Source organism: Pseudomonas sp. TMW22080, assembly GCF_022496745.1.
GTDB classification, from domain to species: Bacteria; Pseudomonadota; Gammaproteobacteria; order Pseudomonadales; family Pseudomonadaceae; genus Aquipseudomonas; species Aquipseudomonas bubulae.
On the sequence record NZ_SCFF01000007.1, the window covers coordinates 133,599 to 155,708 of the forward strand.

Genomic DNA, 22,110 nt, shown 5'->3' on the forward strand with positions numbered 1-22,110 from the left:
TGGCGCGCCAGTAGCCCGATTTTTAACCGCTAAGCGATGTTCTGTCGCATTCCCCTGTCTTTTAGACTCTTTAGCGGTAGACCAAAAAAGCCTTTTTCTGTAAGCTACAGCTTTAGTGTGTCCACTAAAAGCGCGCAGATAATTCGATGAAGAAGCGGGGTGACGTGTCCATACGTCACTCCGCTTTTTTACAACCTGCGATCGCCCTTTCAGGCTTTATTTACGGGAGGTCTTCTTGACTAAGCAAGCCATACTCGCCCTCGCTGATGGCAGCATTTTTCGCGGCGAAGCCATTGGGGCCGACGGTCAAACCGTTGGTGAGGTGGTGTTTAACACCGCAATGACTGGCTACCAGGAGATCCTGACGGATCCTTCCTACGCTCAGCAAATCGTGACCCTGACTTACCCGCATGTTGGCAACACCGGTACTACCCCGGAAGACGCCGAGTCTGATCGTGTCTGGTCCGCAGGTCTGGTAATTCGTGATCTGCCGCTGGTTGCAAGCAACTGGCGCAACACCATGTCGCTGGCCGACTACCTGAAAACCAACAATGTTGTGGCTATCGCCGGTATCGACACTCGCCGCCTGACGCGCATCCTGCGTGAGAAAGGCGCGCAGAACGGTTGCATCATGGCGGGCGACAACATTTCTGAAGAAGCTGCCATCGCAGCGGCCCGCGGCTTCCCGGGCCTGAAGGGCATGGATCTGGCGAAAGTCGTCAGCACCGAAAAAGCCTACGAGTGGCGCTCCAGCGTCTGGAACCTGGCTACCGACAGTCACCCGACTATCGAAGCCAGCGAGCTGCCTTACCACGTGGTCGCTTATGACTACGGCGTAAAGTGGAACATCCTGCGCATGCTGGTTGAGCGCGGCTGCCGCGTGACCGTGGTTCCGGCACAGACTCCGGCCAGTGACGTTCTGGCACTCAACCCGGATGGCGTGTTCCTGTCCAACGGCCCGGGTGACCCTGAGCCTTGCGACTACGCGATCACAGCAATCAAGCAAGTGCTGACCACCGAGATTCCGGTTTTCGGTATCTGCCTGGGTCACCAGCTGCTGGCCCTGGCCTCCGGCGCCAAGACCGTGAAAATGGGTCATGGCCATCACGGTGCAAACCACCCGGTTCAGGATCTGGACACCGGTGTCGTAATGATCACCAGCCAGAACCACGGTTTTGCGGTAGACGAAGCGAGCTTGCCAGCCAATGTGCGCGCCATCCACAAGTCGCTGTTCGACGGCACCCTGCAAGGTATCGAGCTGACCGACAAAAGCGCTTTCAGCTTCCAGGGTCACCCTGAAGCAAGCCCTGGCCCGAACGACGTTGCACCGCTGTTCGATCGCTTCATCAATGAGATGGCCAAGCGCCGTTAATCAGCCCCCTTTTGCAGCGCCCTGTGGCGGCCCCGAATCTCGGTGGCCCCCAGGGGGCTTCAGGAACCTGATTGACAGCTTGCCGACTGACCTGCGGATTTGAGTGACAAACCCATGCCAAAACGTACAGACATAAAAAGCATCCTGATTCTCGGCGCTGGCCCGATTGTTATCGGCCAGGCGTGTGAATTCGACTACTCCGGCGCCCAGGCCTGCAAAGCCCTGCGCGAGGAGGGTTACCGCGTCATCCTGGTGAACTCCAACCCTGCCACTATCATGACCGACCCGGACATGGCTGACGCCACGTACATCGAGCCGATCAAGTGGCAGACCGTTGCCAAGATCATCGAAAAAGAGCGTCCGGATGCACTGCTGCCAACCATGGGCGGCCAGACAGCTCTGAACTGCGCACTGGACCTGGAGCGCGAAGGCGTGCTCGAGAAGTTCGGCGTAGAAATGATCGGCGCCAACGCTGACACCATCGACAAAGCTGAAGACCGTTCGCGTTTCGACAAGGCCATGAAGTCCATCGGCCTGGATTGCCCGCGCTCCGGTATCGCCCACACCATGGAAGAGGCCAATGCGGTCCTCGAGCGACTGGGCTTCCCGTGCATCATTCGTCCGTCCTTCACCATGGGCGGCACCGGTGGCGGTATTGCTTACAACCGTGAAGAGTTCGAAGAGATCTGCACCCGTGGTCTGGACCTGTCGCCAACCAAAGAGCTGCTGATCGACGAATCCCTGATCGGCTGGAAAGAGTACGAGATGGAGGTTGTCCGCGACAAAAAAGACAACTGCATCATCGTTTGCTCGATCGAAAACTTCGACCCGATGGGCGTGCACACCGGTGACTCGATCACCGTTGCTCCGGCACAGACCCTGACGGACAAGGAATACCAGATCATGCGTAACGCCTCGTTGGCGGTACTGCGTGAGATCGGCGTTGAAACCGGCGGTTCCAACGTTCAGTTCGGTATCTGCCCGGACACCGGCCGTATGGTCGTGATCGAAATGAACCCGCGTGTATCGCGTTCGTCGGCGCTGGCATCGAAAGCCACCGGCTTCCCGATCGCTCGTATCGCTGCCAAATTGGCGATCGGTTACACCCTGGATGAGCTGCAAAACGAAATCACCGGCGGCGCTACGCCTGCGTCCTTCGAGCCGTCCATCGACTACGTTGTGACCAAGCTGCCGCGCTTCGCTTTCGAGAAGTTCGCCAAGGCTGACGCCCGTTTAACCACACAGATGAAATCTGTGGGCGAAGTCATGGCCATCGGCCGGACTTTCCAGGAATCCCTGCAAAAGGCCCTTCGCGGTCTGGAAGTAGGTGTCAGCGGTCTTGATCCAAAGCTGGACCTGAGCAACCCGGAAAGCATGGCCGTGCTCAAGCGCGAGCTGACCGTGCCGGGCGCCGAGCGTATCTGGTACGTGGCTGACGCGTTCCGCGCCGGCATGACCGTTGAAGATATCTTCGGCATGAACATGATTGACCCTTGGTTCCTGGTACAGATCGAAGATCTGATCAAGGACGAAGAAAAAATCAAGACCATGGCCCTGTCGTCGATCGATCGCGACGCCATGTACCGCTTCAAGCGCAAGGGCTTCTCCGACGCGCGTCTGGCCGTTCTGCTGGGTGTGACCGAGAAGAACCTGCGTCGCCACCGCCACAAGCTGGAAGTGTTCCCGGTCTACAAGCGCGTTGACACCTGCGCAGCCGAGTTCGCTACCGACACCGCCTACATGTACTCCACCTATGAGGAAGAGTGCGAAGCCAACCCTTCGGATCGTGACAAGATCATGATTCTGGGCGGTGGCCCGAACCGTATCGGCCAGGGTATCGAGTTTGACTATTGCTGCGTTCACGCCGCTCTGGCGCTGCGTGCCGACGGTTACGAGACCATCATGGTCAACTGCAACCCGGAAACCGTTTCCACCGACTACGACACCTCGGATCGTCTGTACTTCGAATCCGTAACCCTGGAAGACGTGCTGGAAATCGTGCGTGTCGAGAAGCCAAAAGGCGTGATTGTCCAGTACGGCGGCCAAACCCCGCTGAAACTGGCGCGTGCCCTGGAAGAAGCCGGCGTGCCGATCATCGGTACCAGCCCTGACGCGATCGACCGTGCAGAAGACCGTGAGCGCTTCCAGCAGATGGTTGAGCGCCTGAACCTGCGTCAGCCGCCTAACGCTACTGTGCGCAGCGAAGACGAAGCCATTCGTGCCGCTGGCAAGATCGGTTACCCGCTGGTTGTTCGTCCTTCCTACGTGTTGGGCGGCCGTGCGATGGAAATCGTTTACGAAGAAGACGAGCTCAAGCGCTACCTGCGTGACGCAGTGAAAGTGTCCAACGACAGCCCCGTGCTGCTGGACCACTTCCTCAACTGCGCCATCGAAATGGACGTGGATGCTGTCTGCGACGGTACTGATGTAGTGATCGGCGCAATCATGCAGCACATCGAACAGGCTGGCGTTCACTCCGGTGACTCCGCTTGCTCGCTGCCGCCGTACTCGCTGCCGCTGCACATCCAGGACGAGATGCGCGAGCAGGTCAAGAAAATGGCTCTGGAGTTGGGCGTTGTCGGCCTGATGAACGTGCAATTGGCTCTGCAGGGCGAAGATATCTACGTGATCGAAGTGAACCCGCGTGCATCGCGTACCGTTCCTTTCGTCTCCAAGTGCATCGGTGTTTCCCTGGCGATGATCGCAGCTCGCGTAATGGCCGGTAAAACCCTGAAGGAAATCGGTTTCACCAAAGAAATCATTCCTAACTTCTACAGCGTGAAAGAGGCGGTCTTCCCGTTCGCCAAATTCCCGGGTGTTGACCCGATTCTCGGCCCTGAGATGAAGTCCACCGGTGAAGTGATGGGCGTGGGCGATACCTTCGGCGAAGCGTTTGCCAAGGCCCAGATGGGTGCAAGCGAAGTGCTGCCGACTGGCGGTACTGCTTTCATCAGCGTGCGCGACGACGACAAGCCGCTGGTGGCCGGCGTTGCCCGCGACCTGATCAACCTGGGCTTTGAAATCGTTTCGACCGTTGGCACTGCCAAGTTCATCGAAGCAGCAGGCTTGAAAGTACGTCGTGTGAACAAGGTGACCGAAGGTCGTCCGCACGTTGTCGACATGATCAAGAACGACGAAGTAACCTTGATCATCAACACTACCGAAGGACGTCAGTCGATTGCTGACTCCTATTCCATTCGCCGCAACGCGCTGCAGCACAAGATCTACTGCACCACGACTATTGCTGCTGGCGAAGCGATCTGTGAAGCGCTTAAATTCGGTCCTGAAAAAACCGTACGTCGCTTGCAGGATCTACACGCAGGATTAAAGGCATGATCAAGTACCCAATGACGGTCCAGGGCGCCAAAGCCCTGGAAGAAGAACACGCACATCTGACCAAGGTTGTTCGTCCCAAGCTGAGCCAGGATATCGGCACGGCGCGTGAGCTGGGCGACCTTAAAGAAAACGCTGAATACCATGCTGCCCGTGAGCAGCAGGGTATGGTTGAGGCGCGTATCCGTGACATCGAAGGCCGCATGCAGAACGCGGTGATCATCGATGTAACGACTATTCCTCACACCGGTAAAGTGATTTTCGGTACCACGGTCGAGATCGCCAACGTTGAAACTGACGAAAGCGTGACCTACCAGATCGTTGGTGAAGATGAGGCTGACTTCAAGCTCGGAAAGATCTCCGTTGGTTCGCCACTTGCCCGTGCCTTGATTGCCAAGGAAGAGGGTGATGTGGTGGCGGTGAAAACACCGGGCGGCGTCATTGAGTACGAAATTGTCAAAGTAAGTCACATCTAAGAAGAGCGCCCGCCGTGTGCGGGCGCACTTTTTTGGCGGTCGGCCCGGGTGTTCCGGGTTGGCGGCCTGTGGTTGTTGCACACAGAATTGTTTGCCGGTGCTGGCCGCAATGCGGTTGGCAGCGAAGCTGTTGAAGTGGCATGGAGCAAGTGGGGAAGTAGTGCGTTGGGCGTCTCTGGCTGCCTGATGCGTTGCGCGGGCAGTGCTTGCATGACTCTCGGGCTTTGGCCCTGGAAGAGTTTCAGGGCGCGCCAGGCGCGCCCTTGACCCTTGTCTACATCACTTGAAACGGTGGATGTTCGACAGTTGCTTGTTTACATTGACGTTCTTGCGGTACAGAAGCGCCATTTTGCCGATAACCTGTACCAGTTCCGCTTTGCCGGCCTTGCACAGTTCTGCAATGGCCTCCAGGCGGGATTCGCGATCCAGAATGTTGACTTTGATTTTAATCAGCTCGTGATCGCCCAATGCGCGTTCGAGTTCGGCTAAAACACCTTCAGTCAAACCATTGTCAGCCACAGTCAAAACTGGTTTCAGATGGTGGCCAATGGATTTGTACTGTTTCTTCTGCTCTTGAGTGAGCGGCATAATCTGACCCCTGTGTCTGATCTTGTAAAAAGCGGCGGCCAGTTTACCCGAGCGAGTCCCAGACCGCCCAGTTAATCACGACCCGTTTAAAATTTTTGAGGTGGCCCGTGGCCCGTTCCAAGACTAGCCTTAACTGGCTGAAAGAACATTTCAACGACCCGTACGTCAAAATGGCGCAAAAAGACGGGTATCGCTCCCGTGCCAGCTACAAATTGCTGGAGATCCAGGAGCGCGACAAGCTGATTCGTCCCGGTATGACCGTTATCGACCTGGGTGCAGCCCCGGGTGGCTGGTCGCAGGTGACCAGTCGTCTGATCGGTGGTCAGGGGCGTTTGATTGCTTCCGACATCCTGGACATGGACAGCATCCCTGATGTGACCTTCATCAAGGGCGACTTTACCGAGGATGCCGTGCTTGCTCAGATCCTCGAGGCCGTCGGAAATACACAAGTAGACCTTGTGATTTCAGATATGGCCCCCAATATGAGTGGATTGGCAGCTGTCGACATGCCGCGGGCGATGTTTCTGTGCGAATTGGCACTGGATCTTGCCGGTCGCGTCCTGCGTCCAGGTGGTGATTTTCTGATTAAGGTTTTCCAGGGGGAAGGCTTCGATCAGTACCACAAGGACATTCGCAAGCTGTTTGACAAGGTACAGATGCGCAAGCCCTCCTCGTCGCGAGACAGGTCCCGCGAGCAGTATTTGCTGGGGCGCGGCTTCCGCGGTGTTGAAGGTTCGGCCAGTGATGAACGTCTGTAACAAGGGCGATAGATTTTTTTGAATCGCTTTACAGATCTGGCATAACGAATATTGTGTAGGCAAAGTTTCACAAAGGGTTACAGACGGAGCCTGCAAGGGTTGTAGGCAATGTAGTAAGTTATGCCGGTGAATATCATGCGAAGCACGCTTCAGTAGCGGGGCTTGTGCTTCAGAGGGTAGCTAATTGAACGATATGGCAAAGAATCTGATCCTGTGGTTGATCATCGCCGCTGTCCTGGTGACAGTGATGAACAACTTCTCCAGTCCAAACGAGCCACAAACCCTCAACTATTCCGACTTCATCCAGCAAGTTAAGGATGGCAAGGTCGAGCGCGTTGCCGTGGATGGCTACGTGATTACCGGCAAACGCAGCGATGGCGATACCTTCAAAACCATCCGTCCGGCGATTCAGGACAACGGTTTGATCGGCGACCTGGTGGATAACCACGTCACCGTTGAAGGCAAATTGCCTGAGCAACAAAGCATCTGGACCCAGTTGCTGGTTGCGAGCTTCCCGATCCTGGTGATTATTGCGGTCTTCATGTTCATGATGCGCCAGATGCAGGGCGGTGCCGGCGGTAAAGGCGGCCCGATGAGCTTTGGCAAGAGCAAGGCGCGGCTGCTGTCGGAAGACCAGGTCAAGACGACCCTGGCTGACGTGGCAGGTTGCGATGAAGCCAAGGAAGAAGTGGGCGAGCTGGTTGAGTTCCTGCGCGATCCGGGCAAGTTCCAGCGTCTGGGCGGGCGTATCCCTCGCGGCGTACTGATGGTGGGTCCGCCAGGTACGGGTAAAACCCTGATCGCCAAGGCGATTGCGGGTGAGGCCAAGGTACCGTTCTTCACTATTTCCGGTTCCGACTTTGTTGAAATGTTCGTGGGCGTTGGTGCAAGCCGTGTTCGTGACATGTTTGAGCAGGCCAAGAAGCACGCGCCTTGCATCATCTTTATCGATGAGATCGACGCTGTCGGCCGTCACCGTGGTAACGGTATGGGCGGCGGTCATGACGAGCGCGAGCAGACCCTTAACCAGTTGCTGGTTGAGATGGACGGCTTTGAGATGAATGACGGCATCATCGTGATTGCCGCCACCAACCGTCCTGACGTGCTTGACCCTGCGCTGCTGCGTCCAGGTCGCTTTGACCGTCAGGTGGTGGTTGGCTTGCCGGACATCCGTGGTCGCGAGCAGATTCTCAAAGTACACATGCGTAAAGTGCCAATGGGCGACGACGTCCAGCCGGCTGTTATTGCACGTGGTACCCCGGGCTTCTCGGGTGCCGACCTGGCCAACCTGGTCAACGAAGCTTCCCTGTTCGCGGCGCGTACCGGCAAGCGTGTTGTTGAAATGAAAGAGTTCGAGCTGGCCAAGGACAAGATCATGATGGGCGCCGAGCGCAAATCGATGGTCATGTCCGATAAAGAAAAGCGCAACACGGCCTATCACGAAGCGGGTCACGCTATCGTTGGTCGCGTAGTGCCTGAGCATGATCCGGTCTACAAGGTGTCGATCATTCCTCGTGGCCGCGCCCTGGGCGTGACCATGTTCCTGCCGGAAGAAGATCGCTACAGCTTGTCCAAGCGTGCGCTGATCAGCCAGATCTGCTCGCTGTATGGCGGCCGTATCGCTGAAGAGATGACCTTGGGCTTTGACGGTGTGACCACCGGCGCTTCCAACGACATCATGCGAGCCAGCCAGATTGCCCGCAACATGGTGACCAAGTGGGGCTTGTCCGAGAAGCTCGGCCCGCTGATGTATGCCGAAGACGAAGAGTCCTATCTGGGTCGTGGCGGTGGTCAGTCTGCAAACGTGTCGGGCGAGACAGCCAAGCTGATCGACTCGGAAGTGCGCAGCATCATTGATCAGTGCTACAACACGGCCAAGCAGATCCTGACCGAAAATCGCGACAAGCTGGATGCAATGGCTGACGCGTTGATGAAGTACGAAACGATCGATGCCGATCAGATCGACGACATCATGGCGGGTCGTCCGCCACGTGAGCCGCGTGACTGGGAAGATGGCAACTCGGGTACCCCGACTGCCCCTACGCTGGATAAAACCGAGCGCCCGGAAACACCTATCGGCGGCCCTGCTGCTGATCAATAAGGCTTGAAATGACTTCTGTTCAGTCCTCAACCCGGTTGCCTTGCGGCAACCGGGTTCTTGATTTGGCCCATACGCATGTTATGGGCATCCTCAATGTCACCCCTGATTCCTTTTCCGATGGCGGCCGCTTTGCTGCCCTGGATGCGGCTCTGCGCCATGCAGAGGCGATGGTGCAGGCGGGTGCAACCCTGATTGATGTTGGCGGTGAGTCAACGCGCCCCGGAGCTCCTGTGGTATTGCCGCAGGAAGAGCTCGACCGGGTTGCTCCTGTTGTCGAGCGAATTGCCCGGGAACTGGATGTGATTATTTCGGTCGATACATCCGCGCCAATCGTCATGACCGAGGTTGCGCGCCTGGGAGCAGGGTTGATCAATGATGTGCGCTCGCTGCGCCGTGAAGGGGCCTTGCAGGCCGCTGCGGCGACAGGCTTGCCGGTATGCCTGATGCATATGCTCGGTGAGCCTGGAGACATGCAGGACAACCCGCATTACGAAGACCTGGTGGGCGAGGTGTCGACGTTTCTCGCTGACAGCATGGCGCGTTGCGCTGCTGCTGGCATTGGGGCCGAACGCATCGTGCTCGATCCGGGCTTTGGTTTTGCCAAGACATTGCAGCACAATTTGAGCCTGTTCAAGCATATGGAGGCCTTGCATGCGCTGGGTCGGCCTTTGCTGGTGGGCGTGTCACGTAAAAGCATGGTCGGGCAGACACTGAACCGGCCAGTTGCAGGGCGTCTCTATGGCAGCCTGGCGCTTGCAGCATTGGCGATGACCAAGGGTGCGCGCATTCTGCGCGTCCATGATGTTGCCGAAACAGTTGATGTGGTACGGATGATCGCAGCGGTAGATTCCGCCGACTAAGAATGATGGAGCACTTATGACAAAGAAGTATTTTGGCACCGACGGTATTCGTGGTCGGGTCGGCGTTTATCCGATTACCCCTGACTTTATGCTCAAGTTGGGTTGGGCAGCGGGCATGGCGTTTCGCAGCAAGGGCGCTTGCCGGATCCTGGTAGGCAAGGACACCCGCATCTCGGGTTACATGTTTGAGTCGGCTCTTGAAGCGGGCTTGTCGGCTGCCGGGGCTGATGTGATGTTGCTGGGGCCTATGCCGACACCGGCCATTGCCTACCTGACACGTACCTTCCATGCGGAAGCGGGCATCGTGATCAGCGCTTCGCACAATCCCCACGACGATAATGGCATCAAGTTCTTTTCCGGCGAGGGCACCAAGCTGCCTGACGACGTTGAACTGATGATCGAAGAGTTGCTGGATGCGCCGATGACCGTTGTCGATTCCGACAAGCTCGGCAAGGTCTCGCGGATCAATGATGCGCCGGGCCGTTATATCGAATTCTGTAAAAGCAGCGTGCCAAGCAGCACCAAATTCAGCGGTATGAAGATTGTTCTCGATTGCGCCCACGGTGCTACCTACAAGGTTGCGCCAAGTGTTTTCAAGGAGCTGGGTGCTCAAGTCGTTGTTCTGTCGGCGCAGCCTGATGGCCTGAACATCAACGAAAACTGCGGTTCGACCCATATGGGTCAGTTGCAGGCTGCCGTGGTGGCTGAAGGTGCGGACCTGGGTATTGCTTTTGATGGCGACGGCGATCGCGTGTTGATGGTTGACCATACCGGTGCCGTGGTCGATGGCGATGAGCTGTTGTTTATCATTGCCCGTGACCTGCACGAGCGTGGCAAATTGCAGGGTGGCGTTGTCGGTACGCTGATGAGCAACCTTGGCCTTGAGCTGGCATTGGCTGACCTGGGTATCGAGTTCGTACGCGCCAATGTGGGCGACCGTTACGTTATCGCGGCCCTGCAAGAGCGTAACTGGCTGGTGGGTGGCGAGAACTCCGGGCATATCGTGTGCTTCCACCACACCACCACTGGCGATGCGATCATTGCTGCGCTGCAGGTGTTGTTGTCCTTGCGTCGTCGCGATGAAAGCCTGGCCCAGTCGCGTCAGGCGCTGCGCAAGTGCCCGCAAGTGTTACTGAATGTTCGTTTTGCCGGTGGCGTCGACCCTGTCGAGCACCCGGCGGTGAAGGAGGCGTGCGCGCGAGTGACGGCTGCCATGAATGGCCGTGGTCGTGTGTTGTTGCGCAAGTCCGGAACAGAGCCTTTGGTGCGCGTGATGGTCGAAGGCGATGACGAAAACATGGTTCGCGGCTACGCCGAAGAGCTGGCAAAACTGGTAAGTGAAGTTTGTGTCTGATTCGGCTTGCCAGCTTTGATTTGGTTGGGTAACATCTGCGCCCACTTTGACCGACGAGGTAAAGCATGCGTCGCACTATGGTAGCTGGTAACTGGAAGATGCACGGTACCCGCGCCAGCGTCGCTGAGCTGATCGACGGTCTGCGTGGTCTGGTCCTGCCAAACGATGTTGATGTTGCAGTTTTTCCGCCTCAGCTATTTATTGATCGTGTTATCAATGGCTTGCAAGGCGCAGCGATTTCGGTCGGTGCTCAGGATGCTGCAGTGGAGTCGGGGCAGGGCGCGCTGACTGGCGAGATTTCCTCTAGTCAGTTGGCCGACGCAGGTTGCAAGCTGGTGCTTGTGGGGCACTCCGAACGCCGCCTGATACTGGGTGAGCAGGACGAGACACTCAATCGCAAGTTTGCAGCGGCCCAAGCCTCAGGCTTGACGCCAGTGTTGTGCATAGGGGAAACCCTGGAGCAGCGCGAAGCGGGGCAAACGCTGGAAGTGGTAGAGCGTCAGCTGAATGCCGTGATTGACGAGTTTGGTATTGATGCTTTTGTAAATGCCGTGATTGCATACGAGCCGGTCTGGGCCATTGGCACCGGGCTGACCGCATCACCACAGCAAGCGCAAGATGTGCATGCGGCCATTCGCGCACAGCTGGCGCAAAAGAATTCTGAAGTGGCACAAGGTGTGCGGCTTCTATACGGCGGCAGCGTGAAGGCGGCCAATGCGGTCGAACTGTTCAGCATGCCGGATATCGATGGGGGACTTATTGGCGGGGCTTCCCTGAATGCAGATGAGTTCGGTGCGATCATTCGTGCCGCAGGAAACTGAAAATGCTGGATAACGTCGTAACTGTGTTTCATCTGTTGACAGCATTGGGTGTAATTGCCCTGGTTTTGCTGCAACAGGGCAAGGGAGCGGATGCTGGAGCATCTTTCGGCGCAGGTGCATCAAATACTGTGTTCGGAAGCCAAGGTTCCTCTACCTTTCTTAGTAAGTTTACTGCTATACTTGCCGCAGGTTTTTTCATAACCAGCTTGGGGTTAGGTTACTTTGCTAAAGAGAAGGCTGAACAGCTGACTCAAGTAGGTTTGCCAAATCCAGCGGTGTTGGAAGTTCCAGTGCAAAAGCCGGCTTCAGATGATGTTCCGGTGCTTCAAGAGCAAAAGTCGGCAACTCCTGCGACTGACGTACCTCCAGCTCAAGAGCAAAAGTAAAACGGGTTTCATGATGTAAACGTTGTATTGCCGAGGTGGTGGAATTGGTAGACACGCAACCTTGAGGTGGTTGTGCCCATAGGGTGTAGGGGTTCGAGTCCCCTTCTCGGTACCAATTATCAAGAATGCCCGCAGTAGCGGGCTTTCTTGTATGTGGAAGGTTGGATTGACCCGTCACGGGATCAACCGTATACTTCCGCTCCAGCTTTGTCGCGGGATGGAGCAGTCTGGTAGCTCGTCGGGCTCATAACCCGAAGGTCGTCGGTTCAAATCCGGCTCCCGCAACCAGTTTCAGCGGAGCCCCTTTTCAGGGGCTTTTTGTTAGCTGGACACTTTATAGCGTCGGTATTCAACGACGTTTCAGAGATGGGCGCTTCGCCCATTTTTTCATTTTGCACAGCATGCACAAACATGCACTAGGGGGTTCAGGTGTCGAGCAAGCTAGAACAGTTGCAGGACTTGTTGGCCCCGGTGGTCGTGGCCCTTGGCTATGAATGCTGGGGTATTGAATTTTCGGCTCAAGGCCGCCATTCAATGTTGCGTGTGTATATCGACAAGGAAGGCGGCGTACTGGTGGATGACTGCGCTATCGTGAGTCGTCAGATCAGCGGCGTTCTGGATGTCGAAGATCCTATCGCTGTTGAATACACCCTTGAAGTTTCTTCTCCTGGCATGGAACGCCCGCTGTTCACCCTTGAACAGTTTGCCCAATTTGTCGGTGAGCAAGTGAAGATCAAGCTGCGCTCGCCTTTTGAAGGGCGACGCAACTTTCAGGGCCTTCTGCGCGGCGTAGAAGAGCAGGACATCGTGGTGCAGGTTGAAGACCATGAGTTCCTGTTGCCGATCGATATGATCGACAAGGCCAACATTATTCCCAGTTTTGACTGAGACGCGGATCCCGCGGATCCAATGGCTTGCGAAAGGCGAGGCGTACGATGAGCAAAGAAGTACTGCTGGTTGTTGAGTCGGTGTCCAATGAAAAGGGCGTACCGGCAAACGTTATTTTTGAAGCGCTGGAGCTGGCTCTGGCCACCGCTACTAAAAAGCGTTTTGAAGACGAAGTCGAACTGCGTGTGGAAATCAATCGCCACACCGGTAACTATGAGACTTTCCGTCGCTGGACTGTGGTCGAAGACGAAGATCTGGATGATCCAGCATACGAGTTGGCTGTAGACCAGGCCCAGGCGAAACAGCCAGGCGCGAAAGCCGGCGATATTATCGAAGAGAAAATCGATTCTATCGAATTCGGTCGAATTGCTGCACAGACGGCCAAACAGGTCATCGTGCAAAAAGTTCGCGAAGCCGAGCGTGCTCAAGTAGTCGATGCCTATCGTGAGCGTCTGGGCGAAATCATTTCCGGCACCGTTAAAAAGGTGACCCGCGACAATGTGATCGTTGACCTGGGTAACAACGCTGAAGCGTTGCTGGCCCGTGAAGACATCATTTCGCGTGAGACTTTCCGTGTTGGCGTACGCCTTCGCGCATTGCTCAAGGAAATCCGCACTGAAAACCGCGGTCCTCAGCTGATCCTGTCGCGTACAGCGCCAGAGATGCTGATCGAGTTGTTCCGCATTGAAGTGCCAGAAATCTCCGAAGGCCTGATCGAAGTGATGGCGGCCTCCCGCGATCCTGGATCACGCGCTAAAATAGCCGTTCGCTCGAAAGACAAACGCATTGATCCGCAAGGTGCCTGCATTGGTATGCGCGGTTCGCGTGTCCAGGCAGTGTCCGGCGAATTGGGCGGAGAGCGAGTGGATATCGTCCTTTGGGATGACAACCCGGCGCAGTTCGTGATCAACGCAATGTCGCCAGCAGAAGTGGCGGCTATTATCGTCGACGAAGATGCCCATGCAATGGACATCGCCGTTGGCGCAGACAATCTGGCCCAGGCGATTGGTCGCGGCGGTCAGAACGTACGTCTGGCCAGCCAGTTGACCGGCTGGACCCTGAACGTGATGACCGAATCGGACATCCAGGCCAAGCAGCAAGCAGAAACCGGCGATATCCTGCGCAACTTCATCGAAGAGCTGGAAGTTGATGAAGACCTGGCGCAGGTACTGGTTGATGAAGGCTTTACTAGCCTGGAAGAGATTGCCTACGTACCGGTGGAGGAAATGCTCAACATCGATGGCTTTGACGAAGATACCGTCAACGAGCTTCGCGCTCGCGCCAAGGATCGACTGTTGACTAAAGCCATCGCTACTGAGGAAAAGCTGGCAGACGCCCATCCGGCCGAAGACCTGCTCTCGCTTGAGGGTATGGACAAGGATTTGGCGATGGAACTGGCGGTGCGCGGCGTAATTACCCGCGAAGACCTGGCCGAGCAGTCTATTGACGACCTGCTCGACATCGACGGCATTGACGATGATCGTGCCGGCAAGTTGATCATGGCCGCCCGAGCCCATTGGTTCGAGTAATTAGGCGCGGCCTGAGGAGAGAAATGCATGACGCAAGTCACGGTGAAACAACTGGCCGATGAGGTCAAAACACCGGTTGAGCGCCTGTTGCAGCAGATGCGTGAGGCAGGTCTGCCGCACAACGCCGCCGAGCAGAATGTAACCGATAGTGAGAAGCAGGCTCTGCTGACTCACCTTAAAAGCAGCCACAAGGCTAAAGTGGAAGAACCGCGCAAGATCACTTTGCAGCGTAAAACCACCAGTACCCTGCGTGTAGCTGGCAGCAAAAGCATCAGCGTTGAAGTACGCAAGAAGAAAGTCTTCGTACAGCAAAGCCCGGAAGAAATCGAAGCCGAGCGCAAACGTGAGATGGATGAACGTCGTGCAGTAGAAAATGCCGCACGTCAAAAGGCTGAAGAAGAGTCCAAGCGTCGCGCCGAAGAAGAAGCGCGCCGCCAGCCTGCATCTGCTCCTGTGGCAGCACCGGCTCCGGCCGCTGCAGCGCCTGCACCTGTGCAAGCCGCAGCGCCAGCACCGGCTCCAGCCGCTGATGCACGCAAGCGTGACGAACAGCGTCGCCCGGACAAACCACGCGCAGACGATAACAATCGTCGCGGCAGTGGTGACGGCGATCGCAAAAACGCTCCGCATCGTGCCTCGGTTAAAGAAAAAGCACCGACTCCACGTGTTGCTCCGCGCACTTCCGACGAAGAAAGCGACAGCTTCCGTCGCGGTGGTCGTGGCAAGGGCAAGCTGAAGAAGCGCAACGCTCACGGTTTCCAGAGCCCAACCGGCCCTGTAGTTCGTGACGTGCAGATTGGCGAGACCATCACTGTCGGCGATTTGGCCGCACAGATGTCGGTCAAGGCTGCCGAAGTCATCAAGTTCATGTTCAAGCTGGGTACTCCAGCAACCATCAACCAGGTACTGGATCAGGAAACTGCCCAACTGGTTGCTGAAGAACTGGGCCACAAAGTGACTCTGGTCAGCGACAACGCCCTGGAAGATTCCCTGGCCGAGTCCCTGAAGTTCGAAGGCGAGTCGTTCTCCCGTGCACCGGTTGTGACCGTAATGGGCCACGTTGACCACGGTAAAACGTCCCTGCTCGACTACATCCGTCGTGCCAAGGTAGCGGCTGGCGAAGCCGGTGGTATTACCCAGCACATCGGTGCGTACCACGTTGAAACCGAACGCGGCATGGTCACGTTCCTCGATACCCCGGGTCACGCTGCGTTTACCGCAATGCGTGCTCGTGGTGCCAAGGCGACTGACATCGTGATTCTGGTTGTGGCTGCAGACGACGGCGTAATGCCGCAGACCATCGAAGCCGTTCAGCATGCGAAAGCCGCTGGCGTGCCTCTGGTTGTTGCAGTGAACAAGATCGACAAGCCAGGTGCTGACCTCGATCGCATTCGTAGCGAACTGTCCGTTCACGGCGTGACGTCGGAAGAGTGGGGTGGTGACACTCCGTTTGTTTCGGTCTCGGCGAAAATGGGTACCGGCGTTGACGAATTGCTCGAAGCCGTACTGCTGCAAGCTGAAGTTCTGGAACTCAAGGCAACTCCATCGGCTCCTGGCCGTGGCGTAGTGGTTGAGTCCCGTCTGGACAAAGGCCGCGGTCCTGTTGCTACCGTTCTGGTTCAAGACGGTACCCTGCGCCAAGGCGACATGGTACTGGTCGGCTCCAACTACGGCCGCATCCGCGCCATGCTCGACGAGAACGGCAAGCCTATCAAGGAAGCCGGTCCATCCATCCCTGTCGAGATTCTCGGCCTGGACGGTACGCCAGATGCTGGCGACGAGATGAGCGTAATGACCGACGAGAAGAAGGCACGTGAAGTTGCCCTGTTCCGTCAAGGCAAGTTCCGCGAAGTGAAACTGGCGCGTGCTCACGCAGGCAAGCTGGAAAACATCTTCGAGAACATGGGCCAGGAAGAGAAGAAGACGCTTAACATCGTCCTCAAATCTGACGTCCGTGGTTCGTTGGAAGCTCTGCAGGGCGCTCTGAGCGGCCTGGGTAACGACGAAGTGCAAGTGCGCGTAGTGGGCGGCGGTGTCGGTGGTATCACCGAGAGCGACGCTAACCTGGCACTGGCCTCCAACGCTGTACTGTTTGGCTTCAACGTGCGTGCCGATGCCGGCGCTCGCAAGATTGTCGAGCAGGAAGGCCTGGACATGCGTTACTACAACGTCATCTACGACATCATCGAAGACGTCAAGAAAGCCCTTACCGGCATGCTTGGCAGCGACGTTCGGGAGAACATCCTGGGTATCGCTGAAGTCCGTGACGTGTTCCGTTCGCCTAAGTTCGGCGCGGTTGCAGGTTGCATGGTGCTGGAAGGTGTTGTTCACCGTAACCGTCCAATCCGCGTACTGCGTGAAGACATCGTTATCTACGAAGGCGAGCTGGAATCCCTGCGTCGCTTCAAAGATGACATGTCCGAAGTGCGTGCCGGCATGGAATGCGGTATCGGCGTCAAGAGCTACAACGACGTTAAAGTCGGTGACAAGATCGAAGTGTTCGAGAAGGTCCAGGTTGCTCGCAGCCTCTAACTCGCGAGCCTCAAGAGCGAGGACGAGCCCGCGCATGCAAATGCGCAGCGCTCGGCCTGGACTCTAAACGCAACGCCCGGTCCGGCTTCTGTCGTGCCGGGCGTTTGCCGCTTTCAGACCGCATGGGTTTCCCATGGGTGAGTAACAGGTAACAAGACATGGCAAAAGAATATAGCCGTACCCAACGTATTGGCGATCAGATGCAGCGCGAGCTGGCACAGCTGATCCGTCGTGAAGTCAAAGACCCGCGCGTGGGCCTGGTCACCATTACTGCTGTTGAAGTCAGCCGTGACGTCGGTCACGCCAAGATCTTCATCACCGTGATGGGTCAGGACAGCGCTGAAGATATCGCCCAGAGCATCAAGGTGCTGAACTCGGCAGCGGGTTTCCTGCGCATGCAACTGGCGCGTGAAATGAAGCTGCGCAGCGTTCCGCAGTTGCACTTCCACTACGATGAAAGCGTCGTGCGTGGTGCTCATCTGTCCGCTTTGATCGAGCGTGCAGTGGCTGAAGACAATCAGCACCCTGAAACCACTGCTCCCGAAGACACCAAGGAGTAACCGGTGGCTCAGGTCAAGCGTATCCGTCGTAACGTCAGCGGCATCATCCTGCTGGACAAGCCACTTGGGTTTACTTCCAATGCGGCCCTGCAGAAAGTTCGCTGGCTGCTCAATGCCGAGAAGGCAGGGCACACCGGTAGCCTCGATCCATTGGCCAGCGGTGTATTGCCGCTGTGCTTTGGCGAAGCCACCAAGTTTTCGCAATACCTGCTCGATTCCGACAAGGGTTATGAAACCCTGATGCAATTGGGCAAGACCACGACCACGGCAGACGCTGAAGGCGAGGTTTTGCAGACTCGCCCGGTGACCGTTGGTCGCGCCGATATTGAAGCTGTTTTACCCAGTTTTCGTGGGCAAATCAGCCAGATACCGCCGATGTACTCTGCGCTCAAGCGTGACGGACAGCCGCTTTACAAGCTGGCCCGTGCAGGCGAAGTGGTGGAGCGTGAACCGCGTTCTGTTACTATTACCCGCCTCGAATTACTGGCCAGCGAAGGCGACACTGCGCGCCTGGCCGTCGACTGCACCAAAGGCACCTATATCCGTACCCTTGTGGAAGATATCGGTGAGCAATTGGGGTGCGGGGCATACGTAGCAGAACTGCGTCGTACCCACGCCGGACCTTTCAGCCTGGCCCAGACGGTTACCCTGGAAGAGCTGGAGGCGGTGCATGCCGAAGGCGGCAATGAAGCGGTTGATCGCTTCCTGATGCCATCGGACAGCGGTTTGCTCGACTGGCCATTGCTGCACTTCTCGGAAGCCAGCTCGTTTTATTGGCTCAATGGCCAACCGGTGCGTGCTCCGGATGCTCCGAAGTTCGGTATGGTGCGGGTACAGGATCACAACGGTCGCTTTATCGGTATCGGTGAAGTGAGCGAAGACGGGCGTATTGCGCCGCGTCGACTGATTCGGTCGGAATGACCGGAACCAGGCTGCATCGGGTGTAGTATTACCGGCGCAGACTGGAATGAGGGTGGCTGTTATTAGGCACGGTCACATCTCACATTTAAATACGAGGATTTGTCCTCGGCCTATTGGATCTGTCTTGTTCGCAAGCAGGCCCTAATTGAAAGGAAAGCCAAATGGCACTTACAGTTGAACACAAAGCAGAAATCGTAAAAGACTACCAGCAAGCTCCAGGTGATACAGGTTCTCCAGAAGTGCAGGTTGCACTGCTGACCTTTAACATCAACACGCTGCAAGGTCACTTCAAAGCTAACAGCAAAGATCACCACTCCCGTCGTGGTCTGATCCGCATGGTAAACCAGCGTCGCAAGCTGCTGGACTACCTGAAAGGCAAGAACGTTGAGCGTTACAAAGCGCTGATCGCTCGCCTGGGTCTGCGTCGCTAATAGCGATGTTGCTAGAGGCTGGTTGTCTGTCGTGTGTCTGCGGGTTTCCCGCAGTCTCATGGCAGGCTTCCAGCCTCAAGTTTTATCTGGACTACCCGGATTCTTACGAAAGCTTGCCTATAGGGCTGTTTTCGTAAGCATCTTGAGTCGGGCCAACACCCGATGTTGCATATGACTTTCGCAAGAAACCCGTTCCCCAAGAGCCACAAAGAAGGTAGGACACCGTGAACCCGGTTATCAAAAAATTTCAGTTCGGTCAGTCGACCGTTACTCTCGAGACTGGCCGTATCGCCCGTCAGGCTTCCGGCGCAGTATTGGTCACCGTTGACGACGACGTCAGCGTGTTGGTGACTGTGGTCGGTTCCAAGCAAGCGGATCCAGGCAAGGGCTTTTTCCCTCTGTCGGTTCACTACCAGGAAAAAACCTACGCCGCGGGTAAAATCCCTGGCGGTTTCTTCAAGCGTGAAGGTCGCCCTTCCGAGAAAGAAACCCTGACGTCGCGTCTGATCGACCGTCCGATCCGTCCGCTGTTCCCAGAAGGTTTCATGAACGAAGTGCAGGTTGTCTGCACCGTTCTGTCCACCAGCAAGAAAACCGATCCGGACGTCGCTGCGATGATCGGTACTTCGGCTGCCCTGGCCATTTCCGGCATCCCTTTTGATGGTCCGATCGGCGCTGCCCGCGTTGCTTACCACGAAAGCACCGGTTACCTGCTGAACCCGACTTACGAGCAACTGGCCGCTTCGAGCCTGGACATGGTTGTTGCCGGTACTTCGGAAGCCGTATTGATGGTTGAATCGGAAGCCAAAGAGCTGACCGAAGACCAGATGCTGGGCGCCGTACTGTTCGCCCACGACGAATTCCAGGTGGTTATCCAGGCTGTCAAAGAGCTGGCTGCCGAAGCTGCCAAGCCAACTTGGGACTGGGCTGCTGCCCCGGAAGCGACCGCACTGCTGGGCGCTATCCGTGCCGAGTTCGGCGAAGCGATCTCCCAGGCTTACACCATCACCGTCAAGGCAGACCGTTACGCGCGTCTGGGCGAGTTGAAGGATCAGGTTGTTGCCAAGCTGTCCGGTGAAGAAGGCCAGCCTTCTGCCAGCGAAGTTAAAGCTGCATTCGGCGAAATCGAATACCGCACCGTTCGCGAAAACATCGTTAACGGCAAGCCGCGTATCGATGGTCGTGACACCAAGACTGTTCGCCCTCTGAACATCGAAGTTGGCGTTCTGCCGAAGACCCACGGTTCGGCCCTGTTCACCCGTGGTGAAACTCAGGCGCTGGTTGTTGCAACTCTGGGTACTGCCCGTGACGCGCAACTGCTGGACACCCTGGAAGGCGAGAAAAAAGACCCGTTCATGCTGCACTACAACTTCCCTCCGTTCTCGGTAGGTGAGTGTGGTCGCATGGGTGGTGCTGGTCGTCGCGAAATCGGTCACGGCCGTCTGGCCCGTCGTTCGGTTCAAGCCATGCTGCCTGCTGCCGACGTGTTCCCGTACACCATCCGTGTTGTATCGGAAATCACCGAATCCAACGGTTCCAGCTCGATGGCATCGGTTTGCGGTGCTTCCCTGGCACTGATGGATGCCGGTGTGCCGATGAAGGCGCCGGTTGCCGGTATCGCCATGGGTCTGGTTAAAGAAGGCGAGAAGTTCGCTGTTCTGACCGACATCCTGGGTGACGAAGACCACCTGGGCGACATGGACTTCAAGGTAGCCGGTACCGCCAAAGGTGTTACCGCGCTGCAGATGGACATCAAGATCAAGGGCATCACCGAAGAAATCATGGAGATCGCTCTGGGCCAGGCCCTGGACGCTCGCCTGAACATCTTGGGCCAGATGAACCAGATCATTGCCGTATCGCGCAACGAACTGTCGGCCAACGCTCCGACCATGATCGCGATGAAAATCGACACCGACAAAATCCGTGACGTTATCGGTAAAGGCGGCGCGACGATCCGTGCAATCTGTGAAGAAACCAAGGCTTCGATCGATATCGAAGACGACGGTTCGATCAAGATCTTCGGCGAGTCCAAGGAAGCAGCAGAAGCCGCGCGTCAGCGCGTTCTGGGCATCACCGCTGAAGCCGAGATCGGCAAGATCTACGTGGGCAAGGTTGAGCGTATCGTCGACTTCGGCGCATTCGTAAACATCCTGCCGGGCAAAGACGGCCTGGTTCACATCTCCATGCTGAGCGATGCTCGCGTTGAGAAAGTGACTGACATTCTGAAAGAAGGTCAGGAAGTGGAAGTACTGGTACTGGACGTGGACAACCGCGGCCGTATCAAGCTGTCCATCAAGGACGTCGCTGCTGCCAAGGCTTCGGAAGCTTAATCGCTCTCGACACCTGCTTTGAAAAAGGACCCTTCGGGGTCCTTTTTTTATGCCTGGAGCAAAGTCAGCACCATAGGGCCATAGGCCACGAGTCGAAAGCCGCAACTTGCATGCAGAATTAACCGGCGCCATGCATTTTGCACGACGGGGCAATTTTGGCTATTTTGTAAGTTGTTGATTTATATAGGTTTATTTGTTTTTAAAAGTTGGCACGCGGCCTGCAATAGTACTGATAACCCTGCTGCTGCAAGACGGCGCAGATTCTAAAGAAGACAGGAGTTACTCGTATGAAGAAGTTCGCTATCGCTGCCGCAACTGCCACCGCTCTGACCCTGACTATGGCCAATGCTGCATTTGCTGCCCAGGCGACCACCCAGGCACCCATGGTGGTGGCTGCAGGCGAAGTAACCAAAGCCAAGGAAGCTACTTCTGATACCTGGATCACTACCAAAGTAAAAGCTGACCTGGTCACTGAAAAAGGCATTCCGGGCACGGACATCAAGGTAGAAACCAACAAAGGCGTTGTTTCCCTGTCCTCGATGGTACCGGTGACTGAAGCGCAAAAAGAGATTGCTGTTGCGATCACCAAAAAGATCAAAGGCGTTAAAGCTGTATCGGCTGATGGCCTGAAAGCGGAATAAAGCACCCTTTCTCGTAGAACCGGGGGAACAAGGTTCTGGCAGGTGATTGAAGCAGTACGCCTGCAGGCATTGTTTAAAAGGTTCATGCGACGGCCACACGGATGTGGCCATTACAGCCCCCGGCGCTTGCGTCGGGGGCTGTTCTATTTTGGGATTGGGTCTATTTGGGATTGGGGCTACGAAAATCCGCGTAGCAGCTGCCGAACGCAGCCTCGTGCCTTCGGCAGCT

18 protein-coding genes and 2 tRNA genes are annotated in these 22,110 nt (G+C 56.5%); 19 read left to right on the forward strand and 1 reads right to left on the reverse strand.

The features are described 5' to 3' along the window. Positions 1-235: 235 nt before the first annotated feature. The 3 genes from carA (at position 236) to greA (ending at position 5,181) form a co-directional block, all read left to right on the forward strand. On the forward strand, positions 236-1,372 hold the full coding sequence (gene carA, locus EQV96_RS22505; RefSeq protein WP_016783446.1) for a glutamine-hydrolyzing carbamoyl-phosphate synthase small subunit: 1,137 nt from the start codon (positions 236-238) through the stop codon (positions 1,370-1,372). Between the two features lie 114 nt (positions 1,373-1,486). After that, positions 1,487-4,708, forward strand: coding sequence for a carbamoyl-phosphate synthase large subunit (carB, locus tag EQV96_RS22510; protein ID WP_095002549.1), 3,222 nt, complete (start codon positions 1,487-1,489; stop codon positions 4,706-4,708). Further along, positions 4,705-5,181: a transcription elongation factor GreA gene (greA, locus tag EQV96_RS22515; RefSeq protein WP_016783444.1), complete on the forward strand. Its 477-nt coding sequence runs from the start codon at positions 4,705-4,707 to the stop codon at positions 5,179-5,181. Before carB ends, greA begins: the two co-directional genes overlap by 4 nt. 279 nt (positions 5,182-5,460) lie before the next feature. Here the strand turns inward: greA and yhbY are convergent, their stop codons facing one another. Then, positions 5,461-5,769: a ribosome assembly RNA-binding protein YhbY gene (yhbY, locus tag EQV96_RS22520; protein ID WP_003439595.1), complete on the reverse strand. Its 309-nt coding sequence runs from the start codon at positions 5,767-5,769 to the stop codon at positions 5,461-5,463. Between the two features lie 107 nt (positions 5,770-5,876). Between yhbY and rlmE the strand changes: the two genes are divergently transcribed. From rlmE to EQV96_RS22600, 16 genes are all read left to right on the forward strand, one after another. Continuing rightward, positions 5,877-6,527 carry a 23S rRNA (uridine(2552)-2'-O)-methyltransferase RlmE gene (rlmE, locus tag EQV96_RS22525; protein ID WP_016783443.1) on the forward strand — a complete coding sequence of 217 codons (651 nt, stop codon included), beginning with the start codon at positions 5,877-5,879 and terminating at the stop codon, positions 6,525-6,527. Between the two features lie 193 nt (positions 6,528-6,720). Continuing rightward, a complete protein-coding gene (ftsH, locus tag EQV96_RS22530; protein ID WP_016783442.1) occupies positions 6,721-8,628 on the forward strand; it encodes an ATP-dependent zinc metalloprotease FtsH in 1,908 nt (635 codons plus the stop codon). Positions 8,629-8,636: 8 nt separating this feature from the next. Beyond that, entirely contained in the window at positions 8,637-9,488 is an 852-nt protein-coding gene (gene folP, locus EQV96_RS22535) for a dihydropteroate synthase (protein ID WP_095002550.1), read from the forward strand. Positions 9,489-9,504: 16 nt separating this feature from the next. Next, positions 9,505-10,842 (forward strand): phosphoglucosamine mutase, encoded by a 1,338-nt coding sequence (gene glmM / locus EQV96_RS22540; protein ID WP_095002551.1) that lies wholly within the window; start codon positions 9,505-9,507, stop codon positions 10,840-10,842. 65 nt (positions 10,843-10,907) lie between these two features. Continuing rightward, positions 10,908-11,663 (forward strand): triose-phosphate isomerase, encoded by a 756-nt coding sequence (gene tpiA, locus EQV96_RS22545; protein ID WP_095002552.1) that lies wholly within the window; start codon positions 10,908-10,910, stop codon positions 11,661-11,663. Positions 11,664-11,665: 2 nt separating this feature from the next. Then, positions 11,666-12,049: a preprotein translocase subunit SecG gene (gene secG, locus EQV96_RS22550; protein ID WP_003439612.1), complete on the forward strand. Its 384-nt coding sequence runs from the start codon at positions 11,666-11,668 to the stop codon at positions 12,047-12,049. Positions 12,050-12,078: 29 nt separating this feature from the next. Continuing rightward, a tRNA-Leu gene (locus tag EQV96_RS22555) sits at positions 12,079-12,164 on the forward strand. A 96-nt stretch (positions 12,165-12,260) separates the two neighbouring features. Beyond that, positions 12,261-12,337 (forward strand) — tRNA-Met (locus tag EQV96_RS22560). A gap of 141 nt (positions 12,338-12,478) precedes the next feature. Next, the gene (gene rimP, locus EQV96_RS22565; protein WP_016783438.1) at positions 12,479-12,937 is read left to right on the forward strand and encodes a ribosome maturation factor RimP; all 459 of its coding nucleotides are present in this window, start codon (positions 12,479-12,481) and stop codon (positions 12,935-12,937) included. Between the two features lie 47 nt (positions 12,938-12,984). Beyond that, positions 12,985-14,466 (forward strand): transcription termination factor NusA, encoded by a 1,482-nt coding sequence (gene nusA, locus EQV96_RS22570; RefSeq protein WP_016783437.1) that lies wholly within the window; start codon positions 12,985-12,987, stop codon positions 14,464-14,466. 27 nt (positions 14,467-14,493) lie between these two features. Beyond that, the gene (gene infB, locus EQV96_RS22575) at positions 14,494-16,998 is read left to right on the forward strand and encodes a translation initiation factor IF-2 (RefSeq protein WP_095002554.1); all 2,505 of its coding nucleotides are present in this window, start codon (positions 14,494-14,496) and stop codon (positions 16,996-16,998) included. Between the two features lie 158 nt (positions 16,999-17,156). Next, complete coding sequence (gene rbfA / locus EQV96_RS22580; protein WP_016783435.1) at positions 17,157-17,558, forward strand: 30S ribosome-binding factor RbfA; 402 nt, start codon at positions 17,157-17,159, stop codon at positions 17,556-17,558. 3 nt (positions 17,559-17,561) lie between these two features. After that, positions 17,562-18,479, forward strand: a complete 918-nt coding sequence (truB, locus tag EQV96_RS22585; RefSeq protein WP_240882437.1) for a tRNA pseudouridine(55) synthase TruB — start codon at positions 17,562-17,564, stop codon at positions 18,477-18,479. A gap of 161 nt (positions 18,480-18,640) precedes the next feature. Further along, a complete protein-coding gene (rpsO, locus tag EQV96_RS22590) occupies positions 18,641-18,910 on the forward strand; it encodes a 30S ribosomal protein S15 (protein WP_016783433.1) in 270 nt (89 codons plus the stop codon). A gap of 224 nt (positions 18,911-19,134) precedes the next feature. Continuing rightward, positions 19,135-21,240, forward strand: a complete 2,106-nt coding sequence (gene pnp, locus EQV96_RS22595; protein ID WP_095002556.1) for a polyribonucleotide nucleotidyltransferase — start codon at positions 19,135-19,137, stop codon at positions 21,238-21,240. A gap of 287 nt (positions 21,241-21,527) precedes the next feature. Next, the gene (locus tag EQV96_RS22600) at positions 21,528-21,881 is read left to right on the forward strand and encodes a BON domain-containing protein (RefSeq protein ID WP_095002557.1); all 354 of its coding nucleotides are present in this window, start codon (positions 21,528-21,530) and stop codon (positions 21,879-21,881) included. Positions 21,882-22,110: the final 229 nt, after the last annotated feature.